At 58.0% G+C, this 16,907-nt stretch carries 14 protein-coding genes and 1 tRNA gene; 10 read left to right on the top strand and 5 right to left on the bottom strand.

Translation table 11 applies throughout. The features are described 5' to 3' along the window. Positions 1-26 precede the first annotated feature (26 nt). The 9 genes from F568_RS23775 to F568_RS24800 all read left to right on the top strand — a co-directional run bounded on the left by F568_RS23775 (position 27) and on the right by F568_RS24800 (position 11,244). Positions 27-2,216, top strand: a complete 2,190-nt coding sequence (locus F568_RS23775) for an ATP-binding response regulator (protein ID WP_019017194.1) — start codon at positions 27-29, stop codon at positions 2,214-2,216. 38 nt (positions 2,217-2,254) lie between these two features. Continuing rightward, positions 2,255-3,064: a prolipoprotein diacylglyceryl transferase gene (gene lgt / locus F568_RS0102880; RefSeq protein ID WP_019017195.1), complete on the top strand. Its 810-nt coding sequence runs from the start codon at positions 2,255-2,257 to the stop codon at positions 3,062-3,064. A gap of 151 nt (positions 3,065-3,215) precedes the next feature. Then, the gene (locus tag F568_RS0102885) at positions 3,216-3,989 is read left to right on the top strand and encodes a thymidylate synthase (RefSeq protein ID WP_229804203.1); all 774 of its coding nucleotides are present in this window, start codon (positions 3,216-3,218) and stop codon (positions 3,987-3,989) included. Continuing rightward, complete coding sequence (locus F568_RS0102890) at positions 3,986-4,543, top strand: dihydrofolate reductase (protein WP_019017197.1); 558 nt, start codon at positions 3,986-3,988, stop codon at positions 4,541-4,543. The genes F568_RS0102885 and F568_RS0102890 overlap by 4 nt, the downstream gene beginning before the upstream one ends. A 197-nt stretch (positions 4,544-4,740) precedes the next feature. After that, positions 4,741-5,463, top strand: coding sequence for a ProQ/FINO family protein (locus tag F568_RS22025; protein ID WP_019017198.1), 723 nt, complete (start codon positions 4,741-4,743; stop codon positions 5,461-5,463). Between the two features lie 505 nt (positions 5,464-5,968). Beyond that, entirely contained in the window at positions 5,969-7,171 is a 1,203-nt protein-coding gene (locus F568_RS0102900; protein WP_019017199.1) for a porin, read from the top strand. A gap of 288 nt (positions 7,172-7,459) precedes the next feature. Then, positions 7,460-9,496, top strand: coding sequence for a sensor domain-containing diguanylate cyclase (locus F568_RS0102905; RefSeq protein WP_019017200.1), 2,037 nt, complete (start codon positions 7,460-7,462; stop codon positions 9,494-9,496). Between the two features lie 49 nt (positions 9,497-9,545). Then, positions 9,546-11,048, top strand: a complete 1,503-nt coding sequence (locus F568_RS0102910) for an FAD-dependent oxidoreductase (RefSeq protein WP_019017201.1) — start codon at positions 9,546-9,548, stop codon at positions 11,046-11,048. A 40-nt stretch (positions 11,049-11,088) separates the two neighbouring features. Next, positions 11,089-11,244: a fimbrillin family protein gene (locus F568_RS24800; protein ID WP_019017202.1), complete on the top strand. Its 156-nt coding sequence runs from the start codon at positions 11,089-11,091 to the stop codon at positions 11,242-11,244. Positions 11,245-11,310: 66 nt separating this feature from the next. Here F568_RS24800 and F568_RS24805 read toward each other — a convergent pair whose 3' ends face one another. From F568_RS24805 to F568_RS0102950, 5 genes are all read right to left on the bottom strand, one after another. Then, positions 11,311-11,526, bottom strand: a complete 216-nt coding sequence (locus tag F568_RS24805; RefSeq protein WP_156817332.1) for a hypothetical protein — start codon at positions 11,524-11,526, stop codon at positions 11,311-11,313. Between the two features lie 73 nt (positions 11,527-11,599). Beyond that, positions 11,600-11,917, bottom strand: a complete 318-nt coding sequence (locus tag F568_RS0102920) for a hypothetical protein (RefSeq protein ID WP_019017203.1) — start codon at positions 11,915-11,917, stop codon at positions 11,600-11,602. Between the two features lie 1,655 nt (positions 11,918-13,572). After that, entirely contained in the window at positions 13,573-13,830 is a 258-nt protein-coding gene (locus F568_RS0102940; RefSeq protein ID WP_019017207.1) for a hypothetical protein, read from the bottom strand. A 938-nt stretch (positions 13,831-14,768) separates the two neighbouring features. After that, positions 14,769-15,512: a sulfite exporter TauE/SafE family protein gene (locus tag F568_RS0102945; RefSeq protein WP_019017208.1), complete on the bottom strand. Its 744-nt coding sequence runs from the start codon at positions 15,510-15,512 to the stop codon at positions 14,769-14,771. Between the two features lie 305 nt (positions 15,513-15,817). Then, a tRNA-Arg gene (locus F568_RS0102950) sits at positions 15,818-15,894 on the bottom strand. A gap of 231 nt (positions 15,895-16,125) precedes the next feature. Here F568_RS0102950 and F568_RS22030 point away from each other — a divergent pair. Next, positions 16,126-16,899 (top strand): methyltransferase domain-containing protein, encoded by a 774-nt coding sequence (locus tag F568_RS22030; RefSeq protein ID WP_019017209.1) that lies wholly within the window; start codon positions 16,126-16,128, stop codon positions 16,897-16,899. Positions 16,900-16,907 lie beyond the last annotated feature (8 nt).

Genomic DNA, 16,907 nt, shown 5'->3' on the forward strand with positions numbered 1-16,907 from the left:
AAATTTCGTTATTCACGATGCCAGGGATGCCGATGCAAGACATGCCGGGAAAAAATGTGGAGCAAGGCGGGCGGTGGCGCCGCTTGGCCAAGCGCAGCGTATTGCCTGTCCTGCTGGCCGAAATAGGCTTCACGATACTCTGCCTCGGCGTGGGTAGCTGGATCTGGCGTAATGATCACGATAGCCAGGTACAGGAATACCATCAGGAGCAGTTCGAAACGTTCCGCCTTCAAGCGAGGCTACTTGATCAACGTCTCGCCGACCAGCAGCAGTACCTCAGGCAACTCGGCTATGCAACACGACGCCTGTTTCAGGGCGAGGGGCCGCCTTCGGCTGTTGCCTTCGCTTCCCCGTTGCCTGGCGCAAGTCCGCTACCTCAGGACGCAGAAAACGGAATTTTCGAACCAGCATTGACGCCCTCCGAGCGCGAAGCCAGCACGCTTACTCGTCAGGTTCACTGGCTGGAGCCGTTGATGAGCGACCTCTATCAGAGCGATGCGCTCATTCAGCGCCTGTATATCGTTTTACCTCAGGGGGTGGCGGCGGTCCTGCCGGGCTCGGATAGCAGTGTCACCCATGCTACTCCCAAGCTGGAAACCCATTGGCTGGGCGCGGGTGATTTACCCCCTGACACGCCATTACCTTGGCGTTCGGAGCGTGACAGCGGGACAGCGCCAAATATCGAGCTGCGCTTCAATATCTTCGACACCGACCGACAAGCCCTGCTGGGAGTAAAACTCGATGAGGATCGGCTGCTACGTTTGATGCAGGATTATGTCAGAGTCAGTCGGCATATCTGGTTGGTTAATCCTCAGGGAGACGTTCTGGTCGGGAACGCCTTGGTGACATTACCTGACGATGCTGGGCAGCGCGGTATCCGCACCTTGAACGGCGAACAGGAGGGGGCAGGCTTGCTGGCCTGGGTCACGCTACCCACCGCGGGCTGGCGTCTGGTCGGTACGCTGCCTGAGTCTCCGCTTCCTTGGGCGCTGCCCTCGATAGGCTGGGTTGTTTTGATCTGGGCCGCAGGAAGCCTGATGATGCTCTCCATGCTTCAGTTGCAGGCGCGTTACCGGATGCAGCGTTGGGAAGGCAATATGCGCGTTCCTATGGAGCGGCTGGCACGCATCCGTCAGCGACTCGAGGCCGAGGAGCCGGATCTGCTGCCTTCGCCTGAAGAAGCCTGGGCGGCATCTGGCGCCCTTGGCGGTTCGTCAATGTCACGGCTCGAGCACTCACTCGACTCGCTGGAACAGGCCTCCCTGCGTCTGGAGACGCGTCCCCGCCTGCCGACGATGCTCGATGAGCTCGACGTACCGGCGGCACTGTCCTATGACGGGTTGTTGACCTCAGTCAATGCCGCTTTCGAGGCCCTTGTCGGGCGCCCGCGTGGCGAGCTGCAGGGTGTGGCCAGCGAGGTCGTCATTCTTCCCGATGATGCCGATAGTAAGCATCGTGTGCGTGTGCGTGACGGCAGTGGCCATTGGCACCGCTTACGCGTCATCCGTGGCAATGACGGGCAAGGCTACCAACTGGCCGTGCTGATCGATGAATCCGATAGCCACTACCGGATACAGCAACTGACGCAGGCCCGCAACCGAGCGCGTCAGGAGTCTCAGCTCAAGTCCCGGTACTTGAAGATGCTGCGTAGCGAACTCGAGTCGTTAGCTCTGCAGGTGCGTCAGCAGGACGTCGATGTCGGTGAGACGGCCCGTGAGCGCTTCTGGGGATTGATGGAAATGCTCGATAGCCTGAACGATACGCCTCAGACCGCGGGGCCTGACACTCTTGGCGAACGGACGCAACCGTCTGCCAGTCCTTCTCCGCCACGCGTACTGATCGTCGACGATGGACCGGTCAATACGGCGCTGGCCTACAACGTACTCTCGCGCCATGGATTGAGCGTGGACACGGCGGGGAGTGGGGAGGAGGCACTGTTACTGGCGGATCGCCATTACTACGATCTGGTCTTCATGGATATCTTCATGCCGGCACCCGACGGCATCGAGACTAGCCGTCGCTGGCGTGAACGCGAGTCCCGGGGGACTGGCCGGCGCAGTATACTCATCGCCCTGACCGCCAATGCCAGTGAAGCGTACCGCGAGCAATTCTTCTCCGTCGGCGTGGATGATTACCTGGCCAAGCCCTATCGCCCCCAGGCGCTGATCGATATGATCCATCGCTGGTTGCCCGACGCCTTGCCCGGGACGACCTGACGGATTTCCCTGTTTTCCTTCGTCACACCGAGAGAGCCATGCTTGATTACCCGCAAATTGACCCGGTCGCTGTTGCCCTGAGTCCGTTCAAGATCCACTGGTATGGGCTGATGTATGTGGTGGGGTTCATCGGGGCTTGGTGGCTGGGACGCATGCGCGCGCATCGTCTGGGCCTGACCAAGGACGATATTGGCGACATGCTGTTCTATGGTGCCCTGGGGGTCGTGCTCGGGGGACGTGTCGGTTACGCCCTGTTCTACGGATTCGACCGCCTACTGGCCGATCCGTTGTGGATCTTCCAGGTCTGGGATGGCGGCATGAGCTTTCATGGTGGCCTGATCGGGGTGCTGATCGCTGCCTGGTTGTTTGCCCGCAAGCACCGGTTGGCCTTCTTTCAGCTGACCGACTTCATTGCCCCGCTGGTACCGGTCGGCCTGGGGGCGGGGCGAATCGGCAACTTCATTAATGCCGAGCTGCCTGGGCGTGTCGCCGAGGTGCCCTGGGCGATGCCGTTTCCAGGCATGGGACCCGAGCCCCGTCACCCCTCGTCGCTGTACGAGTTTCTGCTCGAAGGTGTCGTGCTCTTTGCCATCCTCTGGTTCGTGTCGCGCAGGCCTCGCCACCGCGGCATGATTTCAGGCCTGTTTCTGCTGCTTTACGGTGTCTTCCGCTTCGCCATCGAATTCGTAAGGATGCCCGACCCGCAATTAGGCTTCATTGCCTTCGGTTGGCTGACCATGGGGATGCTGCTGACCTTGCCCATGATCGCAGCGGGGCTGGCACTAATGGCCTGGTCGCGAAGCCAGCCGGTGGACGGCAGCCGTGCCGAGTCGGGAGCAACGACATGAGGCGGGGCCTAGTTCTTGGCATGGCGTATCGCTACACTGTGGGTCCACTTGTTCGATGTCCGACGAGACCGTGTCCTTGATTTCCTCCTCACCGACGGCTTGCGCAGCGGCGACTACGCCACCTGCACTGGAGCAGCCCTATCTCGACCTGATGCGTCATGTTCTCGAGCATGGCGTGACCAAGCACGATCGTACCGGCGTGGGTACCCGGAGCGTATTCGGTCACCAGATGCGCTTCGATCTGGCACGGGGATTCCCCCTGGTCACTACCAAGAAACTGCACCTGCGCTCGATCATTCATGAGCTGCTGTGGTTTCTGCGTGGCGAGACCAATATCGCCTATCTCAAGGAGAATGGGGTCCGTATCTGGGACGAATGGGCGGATGAAGAAGGCGAGCTGGGGCCGGTCTATGGCTACCAGTGGCGCAGCTGGCCGCGCCCGGAGGGGGGGCACGTCGATCAGATCGCCAATGTCGTCGAGCAGATTCGCAACAACCCCGACTCGAGGCGGTTGATCGTCTCGGCCTGGAATCCAGCCCTGATCGAGAACATGGCGCTGCCGCCCTGTCATGCACTGTTCCAGTTCTATGTGGCGGAAGGCCGCCTGTCCTGCCAGCTTTATCAACGTAGTGCGGACATCTTCCTGGGCGTGCCCTTCAATATTGCCAGCTATGCCCTGTTGACCCGCATGATCGCCCAGGTTTGTGGGCTGGCGCCGGGTGAATTCGTGCATACCCTGGGCGATGCCCACCTCTATCTTAATCACCTCGAGCAGGCCGAGCTGCAGCTGTCGCGAACGCCGCAATCGGAGCCGCAGCTGAGGCTGAATCCCGACGTCAAGGATCTGTTTGCCTTCCGCTTCGAGGATATCGCCATCGAGGGTTACGATCCTCATCCCCATATCAAGGCCGAGGTCGCCGTATGAGCGAACACGAGACGATCGATACCCTGGTGCCGGTGGCCATGGTCGCGGCAATGTCACGTAATCGCGTGATCGGGGTGGCTAACCAGTTGCCTTGGTACCTGCCCGAAGATCTCAAGTTCTTCAAGCGCATCACATTGGGCAAGCCGCTGGTCATGGGGCGCAAGACCTTCGAGTCGATTGGGCGCCCCTTGCCGGGGCGTTTGAATATCGTTGTCACCCGCAGTCGTGAGTTTCAGCACGAAGGCGTGCGTGTCTGCCATGATCTGGCAAGCGCCCTGATACTGGCCGACCAGCAGGCGACGATCGACGGGGTCGAGGAGATCGCCGTGATCGGTGGAGGGGAAATTTTTCACCAGGCGATGCCGAGTGCCTCACGACTCTATTTGACCGAGGTCGAGGTGGATATCGCCGGTGATGCCTTCTTTCCGGAACTGGACACGCAAGAGTGGCAAGAGGTCCAGCGCGTCGCAGGCGAGGAGAGCGGTACCGGTGATGCGCAAGGCAAGGTCCGCCCCGAGTATGCCTTCGTGGCCTACGAGCGTCGGCAGGCATAAGCTCATCGGGCAGGTATTAAGTGCTGTCTGAAAGCGATGGCAAGACGGGCATCATAGCCAAGGCAAGATTGGCGAGGGAAGCACTGAATTCGCAGGCGAGTTCACTGGCACTCAATGAAGCATTATGTGGCGATAGTTAACGCCGTCTGGGATAGCGCAGGCATTATTCAGTCAGCGCGTAGAGGGGAGGCCGAGCTTTGATCAACGAACGCACCACCGCGCTATTCGATTTGCTTGAGGCGCAGGCCCGCCTGGGTCTGAACGAAATCGCTTCATTACGCCAACGTGTTGCCACGCTGGAAGCGGAAAACCGCCGCCTGCGTGAGGCTCTGGAATCCCAGCAGTCCCAGGTCGCATCGGTAGAAAAGCCAGTGACGCATGCAGAGCGGGGCGCTCCGTTACCCAAGCAAGAGGCAGTGGCCCCTGCCGAGGCCGAGACCGAAGCGCTGAAACCACCGGCGCCGGACACGTCCAGGGTCGAGCCGGCGGTCGATGCATCGCCCCAGGCCCAGGATGAGCTGCCGTCTCCCCAGGCGCTGCTCAATGAATGGTATCGTCGTTACACGAACACGTTTTTCAAGGGGCATACTCGACCGCTCAAGGTCGGCATCCATGAGGACTTGCTGGCGCGGGAGCCCTGGCCGGAGAAGTTGGTACGCCGGGCGCTGGCCTGTTACGTCCACCTGCCACGTTATCTTAAGGCAGTGAGGCCCGGCATTGAACGAGTCGATCTGGATGGCCAGCCGGCGGGCGCGGTAAATGACGAGGAAGCCCAGCACGCCCGTAAGAAGCTTGAGGGCCTCCAGGCCCGCCAGCGTGAGCGAGACAAGAGCCGGAAGGACAAGTCAGAAGCCCAGCGTCACGCACGGCTCGATGAAAAATTGAGCGATTTGCTGGCCAAGCACGGGAGCCGGCAGTAGCCATTTCGTTCAACTCGGCATAAAAAAACCGGCATTGTCGCCGGTTTTTTTATGTTAACTGTTTGATAAGTAGAATTTTATTCCTTATTACGGGGTTGCGTTGGCTGGGCGTTGGATGGTTTGGCGCTAATAGCGCTTGGCGGACCCTTGCAACTCAGCCGGTGGCTGCTCATCATGAACGGCGTTCGCATTCGTCATCTTGCTGTCATAGAGGCGGATTACGGTGCGAGCAAGGCGTGGCTACATTACGTGGGTCATGGCCTGGCGCGCAGGGCAACACTAGCGATAGGGCGCTATTCGACTTTCGTACACAAGGATTAAAAACAGTGTTTTTTTCTTGTTGCGTTCCGGATAGACCCGGTATAAGGTTTCTCCTGCGAGCATTGGACAATATAACAAGGCTTCGCTAAGGCAGTCCTTCCTAACTTCTGTCGAGGGCGCCTGGCAAGCCGGCTGCATAACGCAGAAAACGATCGAACAGTAAGCTAGTTAAGGAACTATCGCGATGAAAAAGACGCTCTTAGCGACTGCTATTGCCGGTGCCCTGGGTGCCTCCGCCGCTGCTCAGGCCGCGACTGTCTACAACCAGGACGGTACTCAGCTCGACATCTACGGCGATCTGAACTACGCCTACAAGTCTGTCGAAGAAGCCACCTATAATGCAAACGGTGACTTTACAGGCGTATCAGCACAGGACGGGATCGATGATAACGGCTCGACCCTCGGCTTCACTGGTCAGCACGTCATCAACGCTGGTGTGACCGCTTACTTCGACATGCAGTTCGATGTCGATGGTCTGGATGAAGAAAGCTTCTCTGGCATGGACGTTGACCAGGCCTTCATTGGTGCCAAGGGCAGCTTCGGTGACGTTCGCCTGGGTTCTTGGGACGATCTGATCGACGATTGGGTTCAGGATCCGATTACCAACAACGAAACCTTCGACCTGACCGACGGTAACGGCCTCTACGGGGGCGATGACGGTGCCAACACCCAGGAGAACAACGACCGGGAAGGTGACAAGATTCAGTATCTTTCCCCGTCCTTTAATGGTCTCCAGTTCGCTGTCGGTGCTCAATATAAGGGTGATGCCGAAGGCGGATATGAAGAAGGCAGTGGCGATTCTTTTGGCGAGAACATCGATAACTCTGGTAATGCTGCCTTCTATGGTGGCGTTAAGTATGAAGTCGGTGCCTTCTCTGTCGCTGCGGTCTACGACAACCTCGCTAACTACGACGGTGAAGTCACTGGTTCCACTTATCAACCTGTCGATCTGAATAACGACGGCGACTTTAATGATGCTGGCGAGAGCGGAACTGACGACTTCGAAGCTGGCGATACTTATGGCGTAACCTTCCAGTACACTATCGATGCTCTGCGTCTGGCGGCCAAGTATGAGCGTTACGAGTCTGGTGATACTACCTATCTGGCTGATGAAAACCGTTACGCTCTCGGCGCCCGTTATGGCTACGGTTTTGGTGATGTCTACGGTGCCTACCAGTACGTTGACGTAGGTGGCTCTGACCTGGCAGATACCATCGGTGCTAACAACGCTACCATCGGCGACAACGACGATTCTCGTAACGAGATCGTTCTCGGCGCGACCTACAACATCACTTCTTCACTGTATACCTTCGCCGAAGCGGCTTGGTATGACCGTGAAAGCGATGCTGGCGACGGCGTAGCTGTCGGTGCTGTCTACGCGTTCTAAGCGGACAGAATACCTTTCACGATTCTCGTGAAATCGAAGCCGGCCCCTTGGGGCCGGCTTTCTGTTGTTTGCCGATTTTTAGCCAACCTGCCTTCCTTTTTCCTTCTTCTGCTTATCTCAGCACTGAACGTTCTGGACCATCCTTGAGCGGCAACCCTGGTTAACCAGGCCGTTACTGAACTGCGCCAACGTTGAACGACACCATGACTTTCGTCGCTCGGACGATAGCCATATGACTCTGCAGGCTTATATCCTAGGCCTATCGCTTATTCTGGCAGAGGAAAACGTTTGGACGGGTGGCGTTCCGCGGGGCTTCAGCGAATCGGTCGGCTTTTGACGCTGGGCGTCCGTTCGCTGCACAAGCGTTTATTGCTGGGCCTGGCCACTGGCTGGATCGTCGTCGTTGCTGCCATTCTCCTCTCGACCTGGAATTCAGGGCAACGCCTGATCGGGGAAGTCAGCAACGAGCATCTCGAATACGAGGCGAGAGCCATCGCCGAAATGATCGACCAGGAAGTCCGGTTGCGCTTCGAAACGCTCGAGCGACTGGCATTACAGCTACCTGCGCCACAGGTGCAGAATGCGGCGCTTCTCCGTGCCGAACTTCGCCATAACGATGCGCTGCTGGCCCTGTTCGATGGGCTGATGGTTGTCGATCGTCATGGGCAGGTTCTGGCTGACTGGCCGCAAGTGGCCGGTCGCGAAGGGTTGGACGTTTCAGATACAGGATATTTTGCGTTCCAGCAGCAGGTCGGCGGGCCTTATGTCAGTGAGCCATTCTTCGGCCGCGCCAGCCAGGCGCCCTTGCTCATGCTCAGCATGCCATTGAGGGGGCGCAACGGAGAATTTATCGGCCTCGTCGGGGGTGTCGTCAATATCATGCAAGGCAGCTTCTTCGAGAAGTTGCGTCGCATCCGTATCGGTGACCAAGGGTTTGCCGCGTTGATGACCGCCTCCGGCAAGATACTGGTGCACCCCGAGCTGGGTTGGATTCTGAGCGATGTTCCTCCGGCATCGCAGAACCCATGGTTGGATCTGGCTCTCGCCGGATGGCAAGGCAATGCCGTCGGCACACTGGCCACTGGCCAGACGGCATTGCAAGCCTATCGCCAGGTCTGGGCGGCCAACTGGATCGTTGGTGTCATGATGCCGCTGGAGCAGGCGTTCGCGCCGCTGCAGTGGTTCGTTCGCCACATGTGGTTGGTCGGGACGTTGACCGTCGTGGTCATGCTGGGGCTGCTATGGTGGCTGTTGCGCCTGGCCCTGTGGCCACTGACGCGTCTGGAGCGTCAGATTAATGCCGTAGGGCAGGGGCTGCGCGAACGAGTCGACTTGCATACCCGATCTACCGAACTGAACCGGGTCATGGAGACCTTCAACCGCGTCGTCGAGAAACAGCGGCTGGCAGAGAGTGAGTTGCTCGATCGGCAGGCCTTCCTGGATGCTGTGTTGGCCTCCTCGCCGTTGAGCATGTTCATCTACGATCTCGACGGCAACTTGCGTTACATCAATCCCGCCATGATGAAACTGACCGGTTATAGCCTCGAAATGTACCGGCAGCGCAGTTTCGGGGCGCATATCCATGTCAGCGACAGAGAGGATGTCAGGGATCACTGGAAGGATGCCCTGGCAACCGGACGGGACTTCCAGCGTCAATATCGTTACGTGACGGCACAGGGTGAAACGATTTGGGTCGAGTCGCACGCGAGTCTGGTCCGCCTGGCCGATGACCGCCCGCTCGGGTTCGTGGGGACATTGAAAGACATAACCCATACCCGAGAGATGGAAGCCCTGCAACGCTGGGAGGCGGAACACGACCCACTAACCGGACTGCTCAACAGGCGAGGTTTCGAGCGCCGTATGGAAGAAGCCTTGGCCGACTGGGTGAAAAGTGGCCAGCCGTCGGCACTGGTGTTTTTCGATCTGGATCGCTTCAAACCGATCAATGACGAGGGGGGGCACGCCCTGGGGGATGACATGCTTCAGCGGGTAGCCCAGGCCGCCTCCGCCCGGATACGCACAAGCGATAATCTGGCGCGGTATGGTGGGGATGAGTTCGCGCTGTTGATGCCCGGTTGTGGATGGGAGCAGGCCAGGAATACGGCCGAAGCGCTACGCAAGTCCATTGAAGAACTAGGCATCGAGCATCAGGGGAGATATTACCAGGTGACGCTAAGCCTTGGCGTCACGTCGTTTCTGCCAGGCGATCAGGATATCGATAGCCTCATGCAGCGTGCCGACCACGCCAGTTATCGAGCCAAGGCGGAAGGACGTAACCGAACGGTGGTGGATGAAGCACTGACATCCCCCGTCACTTTGCGTTAGCGACGATGGCTTCTATAACTAGTAGGCATACCGCGAGTAGGGAGACGTTATGGAAGCCATCTGGACACTCGGTAGCCCGCCCTCGGGCCAGTTTTCGCCCTTGTCCGGCCAGACCCGGAGCGATGTTGTCATTATCGGTGCGGGAATCACGGGGCTAACCACGGCGCTGTCATTGGCCGAGTCAGGCATGCATGTCACGGTTCTGGAAGCCCATACCGTTGGAGCGGGCTGTACCGGCGGGTCGACAGGCAACCTGTACAGCACGTTAGCCAAGGGGCTGGCTCCCGTACGCAAGAAATGGAGCGATGAGGTCCTGCGTGATGTTGTTGCCTCGCGGAGCCAGGCCATCGATTCTATCGAGGCTACGGTAAGCCGGTTCGGTATCGATTGCGGGTTTCACCGCCGCCCTCTGTATCGTCTGGTTGCCCAAGGCAAGGAATCGATGCGAGACGCCCTCGAGGAAGAGCGTCAAGCCATGCTGGCGGCCGGCCTGACAGTGCAGGAGGCCGAAAGTAACGCATTGCCCGTGCCGATAATCACGGGGGTAAAACTGGAAAACCAGGCTCAGTTCAATCCGCTGGCCTATGTGAGGGGGCTAGCTCGTGAGCTTGTTCACCTGGGTGTCACCATCCACGAGCATAGCGCGGTAAGAGATGTGGACTACAAGCGTGGTGTCGTCGAGACCGAGGCAGGAGCGGTCGAGGCGGAGCACATTGTGCATGCCACGCACACGCCCAAGGGCATCAATCTGTTGCAGTCCGTGATGCTCCCTTCTCGCGAGTATGGGGTCAGCGCCAGACTCAAGCCCGATTCGGCGTATCCTCAGGGCACCTTCTGGGTTCTCGATGACTTCCACTCGCTGCGTAGCTATCACCACGACGGCGACGATTACCTGATGGTCATCGGCGAAAAGCACAAGGTGGGTGAGGGCGAAGTGGATGATGTCTATCCGCGACGGCTGCGCGACTACCTGAGTGATAATTTCGATGTTCAGGACTTCACTCATGCCTGGTCCGCCCAGCAGTACAGCCCTGCCGATGAACTGCCCTATATTGGCCGCTGGCACGGCCGGGACAAGGTCTACCTGGCGACGGGCTTTGCTGCCGATGGTCTAGTCTGGGGAGCGCTTGCAGGCGCCATCTTGGGCGATCTCATTCTAGGTCGGGACAACCGCTGGCACGAGCGCTTCGATGCCAGACGCTTCACGCCGGTAAAGTCCGCCAAACAGTGGGCCAAGGAAAACGTATCCGTCGCGACACACTTCGTGCCGGGATACTTGAGTGTAAGCAAGTTGGAAAGTCTCGATGACGTTGCGCCGGGGCAAGGAAAGGTGGCTACGCTGGAAGGGGAGAAGGTCGCCATCTATCGAGATGACGACGGTAAGGTATCGGTGCTCTCAGCGGTATGTCCGCACATGAAATGCCTGGTGCATTGGAACGATATTGAGTCCACATGGGATTGCTCCTGTCATGGGAGCCGTTTCGATACCCAGGGTGAAGTTATCGAGGGGCCGTCCTATCATCCTTTGGCCCGGCGAACGAAGGATTCTTGAAAGCCGGTTAGCTACGTCACTGACTTCATGGAGAGAGGCCATGTTCAAGCACGGAAAAGCACTATCATCGATTCTCGCCCTCATCGCCTTCCTGGCATTGACTGCCTGCAGTCAGGAAAGTGAGGAAGAACAGCCGGGGACCCCGACTCAAGAAGAGGAATCGTTCCAGGATTCGACGGGAGGAGGTTCCGCCTGATCGTGCCGAGGCCGCTCCATTGAGCGGCCTTGTTCGTTGTATCGATGGGTATCGTTGCGCAGCCGGTTATCCGGGCGGTAACGGCGGCTCGGGGTAAGGCGGCACTTCTTCCGGTGGGGTATCCCCCGGTTGGTCTTCTGGCCTGGGTGGCTGGTGCGGCTCTTCCTCGGGCGGTTCCGGCGAAGGCGGGTCGTTGAGGGGGGGCTCTTCCGGCGGAGGCTGCTGTTGGGCCTCCAGGGTATGCGCGCCTCTAGATGGCACCCAGCATTCAGTATGCGTCATAAGGATCTCCGGCCAATGTTTCAAACATCAAAAGCCTCGGCCGGCGCCGAGGCTCGGGCGAGCGATACATACGCTACTTCTTCAACTTGAGCCTTTCGTCAGGCAATTCGTGTCGTAGCTCAGGATATTTTTCCAATAGCTGAGCCACGGCAGCCTGCAGGTTGGAAACACTGTACTCGAGCCGATTGCTGGATTGTTTCAAGCGAGCGGTGGCTTCCTGAAGCCGCCGATTGGCCTCTTGCATGCGTTCGATGGGGCTACGCAAATCGACCGTAGCAGCATTGGCTGACGCTGTCGGCTTTGCCGGTGATTGCGGTTCACTCTTGGCGCCACGCAAGGACGCCATCAGCGTCTCGAAGCTGTGTCCACAAGATACATGTCCCTGTGCCATGGTACACCTCGTCATTCCATGAATAAGTAAGCGTAGCAGTTCCTAAGAGTTTAGCGGGGCGGCGTGACGGCGCTGGGGTATTCTTCTCATGTGTTACGTATTGTTACGTTGATTCTAAGGACTGAAAGACTAAGCCACACACAAAGATATGCCGAGCAAAAACACGAAGCCCCGCCGGGGCGGGGCTTTCACTGTTTTCCCGGTAGCCGGGGACATGCTTGCTGATATGCGGACTCGGCTGCGGTCTCGTTCTTGCTGGTTTCCAGCTGTCGCACTTGCGGCTGGCCGGTACCCCCTGAAGCAATCGGAATCTGGCGGGGCTTTTCCGCCTCCGGAACGACACGCAGCAGGTCGATCGTAAACAGACCGCTTTCGAGCTTGGCGCTACGCACAGTTCAAGAGGGGCGGAAAAGTTTGTCGATACGAAACACCCCGGTCTAGGACCGGGGTGTTGGATTATCGGGGCGGGTTTTGGTCTTGGCGACTCGTCGTTTGCTTACCACCCTGGCGTTTTTGCCAAAACCGTTTTGCCGTGCGCTTAACCTTTTCCTGGTTTGCCGGCTTGCGTAGCCAGTTAGCAACTGCCATCCCTAGGAACTTTCTCATATCTACCTCCCTGTCTGTGCCAGACAAAGTGTCATCCTTCAGTTATGGAGGTTGGTACCCTAAGAGTCAATGATGGATTGCCTTGTAGCCTCCGATAGGCAGTCGCGTTCGGCTTCATTAGGGGGAGTGGCGTACGAATATGTTGCTAGGCATGTGAAGTGTATTGGGGGGGCTTACAAAGTTGTCGTTGATCTCTTACAAACACAACCAACATGGATTACTGCGTAGTTGGCTTTAGTCTGCCACGCTTAACATCATTGGGCAGGAGGCCCAATCAAGGAAGACGAGCACATGGAAGGCTCAAGCGCCAAGGATGCACGGGCAGGATGCCTGTGAAGCAAGCAAGGATACGCAGCGCTATGCAGCCCGGCCCATGTGGCCGGGCTGTTTTTATGGATTGCCGGAGCCAAGGCGCTTACGAGAAGTAACGGACTATTTCTCTGATCAACGTTACCTGCCTTGCTAGCCGGTTAGTGACGCCTCGAGCAACTCGTGCCTGTGTTTAGGTTTCGTCCAATTCAGACGCGTCACGTGACTATGCCCTGCCATGTGCAGGGCTTTTTCGTATGCTGCAATAAACGGCGCTACCGACCATCCAATCATAGTCAGGTTCAGTGACGCTCTATGGCTGGGAGCAGAATCGCTTGGCTAGCGCCCTGTACACCACTGCGTGTAGGTGCCATTCATGTCAGGCCTACCCAGTCGTTGCCGAATATGAATATCCAGTATCTCTTCCCTATACCACTGCTCCACATCCGCACAGTACTGTTTTTGTTGCGGGGTCAGGTGGCCTGGGTCTACCGGCAACGCTTTCTTCTCGGGAAAGGTCAGCGCTGTTGTACTAGCGACTATGGCTACGCCGCACGTCGCGATGAGGGTGAACGATTTATGCATATGCTATCCCTGCATGCATCCGTTTCTTTGAAAATTAACTCATTCACAAGAAATTACAAGAAGGGCTACATACTGCAGTGATAACAGCAAGAAGGCAGGACTAGTCAGATAGCCCGACTCACTGTGGTCGGGCTACTCTCAGGGGCATTCGCGCTTCAGCTTGGCCGCCATTCATCGAAGTCAGCGCCAATGTCGGTCATGCGCTGCCTGGCAAGCTCTAACTTGGATAAGAACGTCTCCTTGTCCGTATAAATGTCGCGGTGCAGGTCATTCACATCCACGAGATGACCATTAATATCGACCGCGACCTTGAGAAGGTCCCCGTCATCAACTTCCTTCGTCTTGCACTCGTTCGGAGCAAAAGCCTCCTGAGCGATACGTGCAGCCTCACCAATGGTCAATTTTTCAGTCATCGTACTCTCCATTCACGAACTCGAACGCAAGTCCGTTGCGTCCTGCTCTCCAACGTAGGGCACCAATCGCCTAGCCGCCATAACATGAATGAAGGCTTGCATCTAATAGCCGATCGGTTTGGCTTACGATGCTGAGCGGGAAGGGGAGCCCTCGTAACAGGTACTTGTTGACGCCATGATTGGGAGAGGTAAACGATATGAGCGCAAGAAACTATTACTTCAAAGGCAGTAAAGAGCTTTGTGGCGTCCGCTGACAAGAGCAGGGCAAGATTGGCTATCTCTACGGCGGTTAAGGCGGGCTATTCCTCGAAGCTCGGCATGATCGACTTTCAAGCGGTAGCTGTACAGGTATCGGCTGGCAAGAGACGTTAGCCACAAACCAGTCCACCAGCTACGTCATGATGAACGGTAGATTTAGCAATTGTGAAGTTAGCACGAGACCAAATAAAACAAACCCGGCCTTAGAGGGGGCTAAGGCCGGGCCACGCAGTCGAGGGAGACTGCTAAAGGGTAAGCCGTTCTGGGATCCTTGGCGTCAACGGCATCCTGCCTCGCTTCGCCTACCTTCCCAAGCCTCGGTCTTCCTGACCGCGCTCTTCCTGAACTGGCAGCCATCCTTGGCCGCTGCTTACCGTACTCAACAGATTAGGAGAGACATCCTTTGTAGGCAAACTCTGTCATGTTAAAAAAAGTTACGCGACCTGGCAGAAGCTCCTTTCTTGGAACATTCCGGCTTCCTCGGGTCGATTCGGGAACCTTTCTCTCCGTATCGTCTTTCGAATGGCCATCTTGAGCGGTTGGCTCTATTCGACCTGACCGATAGCGCCGGACGCGGCGAATGGCCCGATGGTTCTCTCTCGTTCGCCTGAGAGTTGGAAAGAGATTGGCGCTTGCCTATGGGCGCTTCCAGCCAACGCTGCCCTGGCAACCGCCACTCGCTAGGCCAGGGCGGTCTTGCTGACCAGGACCACGCCGAGGACGATCAGCATCAGCAGGACGACTTGGCGGAATGTGGCGGCATCCATCCGTTGGCGCACGATGCCGCCGACCCTGGTGCCGGCATAAACCGGTATCAACCCCAGCAACGAGATCCAGACCGACTCGGCCGTCATGAGGCCGAGCTTTGCCAGGCCCACCGCCATGATGACGCTCGACAGGCTGAAAGAGATATTGATCGCCTGGATGAACCGCTTGGGATCGAGTCGGAGTGCGAGCAGGAACGGCAATACCGGCATCACTTGCGATCCCGTCATGCCATTGACCAGCCCCGTGAGAAAGCCTGAGACCGGTGCAAGCTTCCGGCCCAGGGCATCCGACATAGGCTGCCCTGGACGAAGCAGCGTGAATGCCCCGTAGCCGATCAAGACGACGCCCAGTATCGCCCCGGCAATGAGGCTGTCGATAAGATCAAGTACGGTGAGACCCAGCAGCAAGCCGGGAATGGTGGCGAGAAACATGGGCCAGAAACGCCGAATCGTCTCGCTGAAGTGTCCCGCCTGCTTCATTACGATGGCATTGCTGATCAGCGAGGGAATGATGACAAGCGGCATGGCGGATTTCAGCCCCAAGCCAAGCGCTAGGATGGGCAGCGCGGAAGTCGTGAACCCCAAGCCGGTCGCCCCTTTGACGAAGGCGGCCACGAAATAGGCACAGGCGATGATGATAAACGTCTCGACACTCACAGGGCAGCCATACTCGAGAAGGGAACGTGTGAGAGTGTGCGATGGCTTTCACGGTCTGGCAATTTTCCCGACCGTCCATCAAGCCTTCAGGTTCTTGGACCGAACCCCGTTCGCTCGCCAGGGGGGGAGTGGTCATCATACGATTGTGCAAATCGGCGTCGTGCGAGAGTCGATAATCGTTCTCATCTTCTCAATGCGTTATTACACACGTGATTTTTTACTGGGAACGCTGGGGAAGGTAGGACGCTGTTACTGTGTTTCTTTGAGTGGTTTGGGCCTTGGAAGGAACGCCCCGGAACCTGAGTTGGCGCCCCCGATAGGATTCGAACCTATGACCTGCCCCTTAGGAGGGGGCTGCTCTATCCAGCTGAGCTACGGGGGCTACATGCGAGATGAGGCGCATTATAAGCCGTTGACGGAACGAGATAAACCCATTGCGGGTGTGGCCCGTGTCAAGGCACTGACAGGTTGGGGCCGGCTGGCTGGATGCCGCATAGGGTAATCGGCGGAAATACTTGCCTCCGCATAGCGCTCCAGCATGTTGACGGCGTCTTTTCGCTGGAGCGTTCCGGGGAGGCGGCGCTAGACTGGGCGCTTTTTTACGGAGGGCGACGTGAGCGCCAACGATCGGGTCTTCGATGGGCTGGCCGACAAGTTTGCCGTCAGCCTGTACGGGGCATCGCGCGGCAGACTTCGCCTGGCCTTGCTGGATGAACTATTGCCGCGCACGCTGCCGCTTCAGGCCCAGCCGGCTCTGGACGTTGGGGGTGGACTGGGACAGATGAGCGCCTGGCTGGCACGGCGCGGCCATGCCGTCACCCTAGCCGAGCCCTCCGTTGATATGCTCGCCAAGGCCCGCGACGCGCTGGCCGGTCTCGAGGTGAGCTTTCTTGAGGCGCCGCTTCAGGCCTTGCCGGAGCGGACCCCCGGCCCTTGGCCATTGATCGTCTGTCATGCGGTATTGGAATGGCTGGCCGATCCTCGAGCGGCCATCGCTACCTTGGCCTCGCTGCTGGCCCCCGGTGGGCATCTTTCGCTGATGGTGTTCAATCGCGATGCATTGCGCTTTTCCAATGTGATCAAGGGCAACCTGAACAAGGCCCTCGAGGATCGGTTGGAAGGCACCGGAAAGCGTCAGCGTCTGACACCGATTTCTCCACTGACCCATGACAATGTCGTTGGCTGGCTGGGTGAGCAGGGGCTGATGGTTCAACATGTCGCCGGAATTCGAATCTTTCACGACTATCTGCGTGAGCGTGAGCCGGATGAGGCTACGTTGGCCCGCCTGTTCGAACTCGAACGTCGCTACTGTGACGTCGATCCGCATTGGCGGCTTGGTCGTTACCTGCTGTACAGCGTGCAAAAACCGGTGACGGCGGTGAGCTAACCGTAACC

The organism is Modicisalibacter luteus DSM 23508, from assembly GCF_000378505.1.
Classification (GTDB): domain Bacteria; phylum Pseudomonadota; class Gammaproteobacteria; order Pseudomonadales; family Halomonadaceae; genus Modicisalibacter; species Modicisalibacter luteus.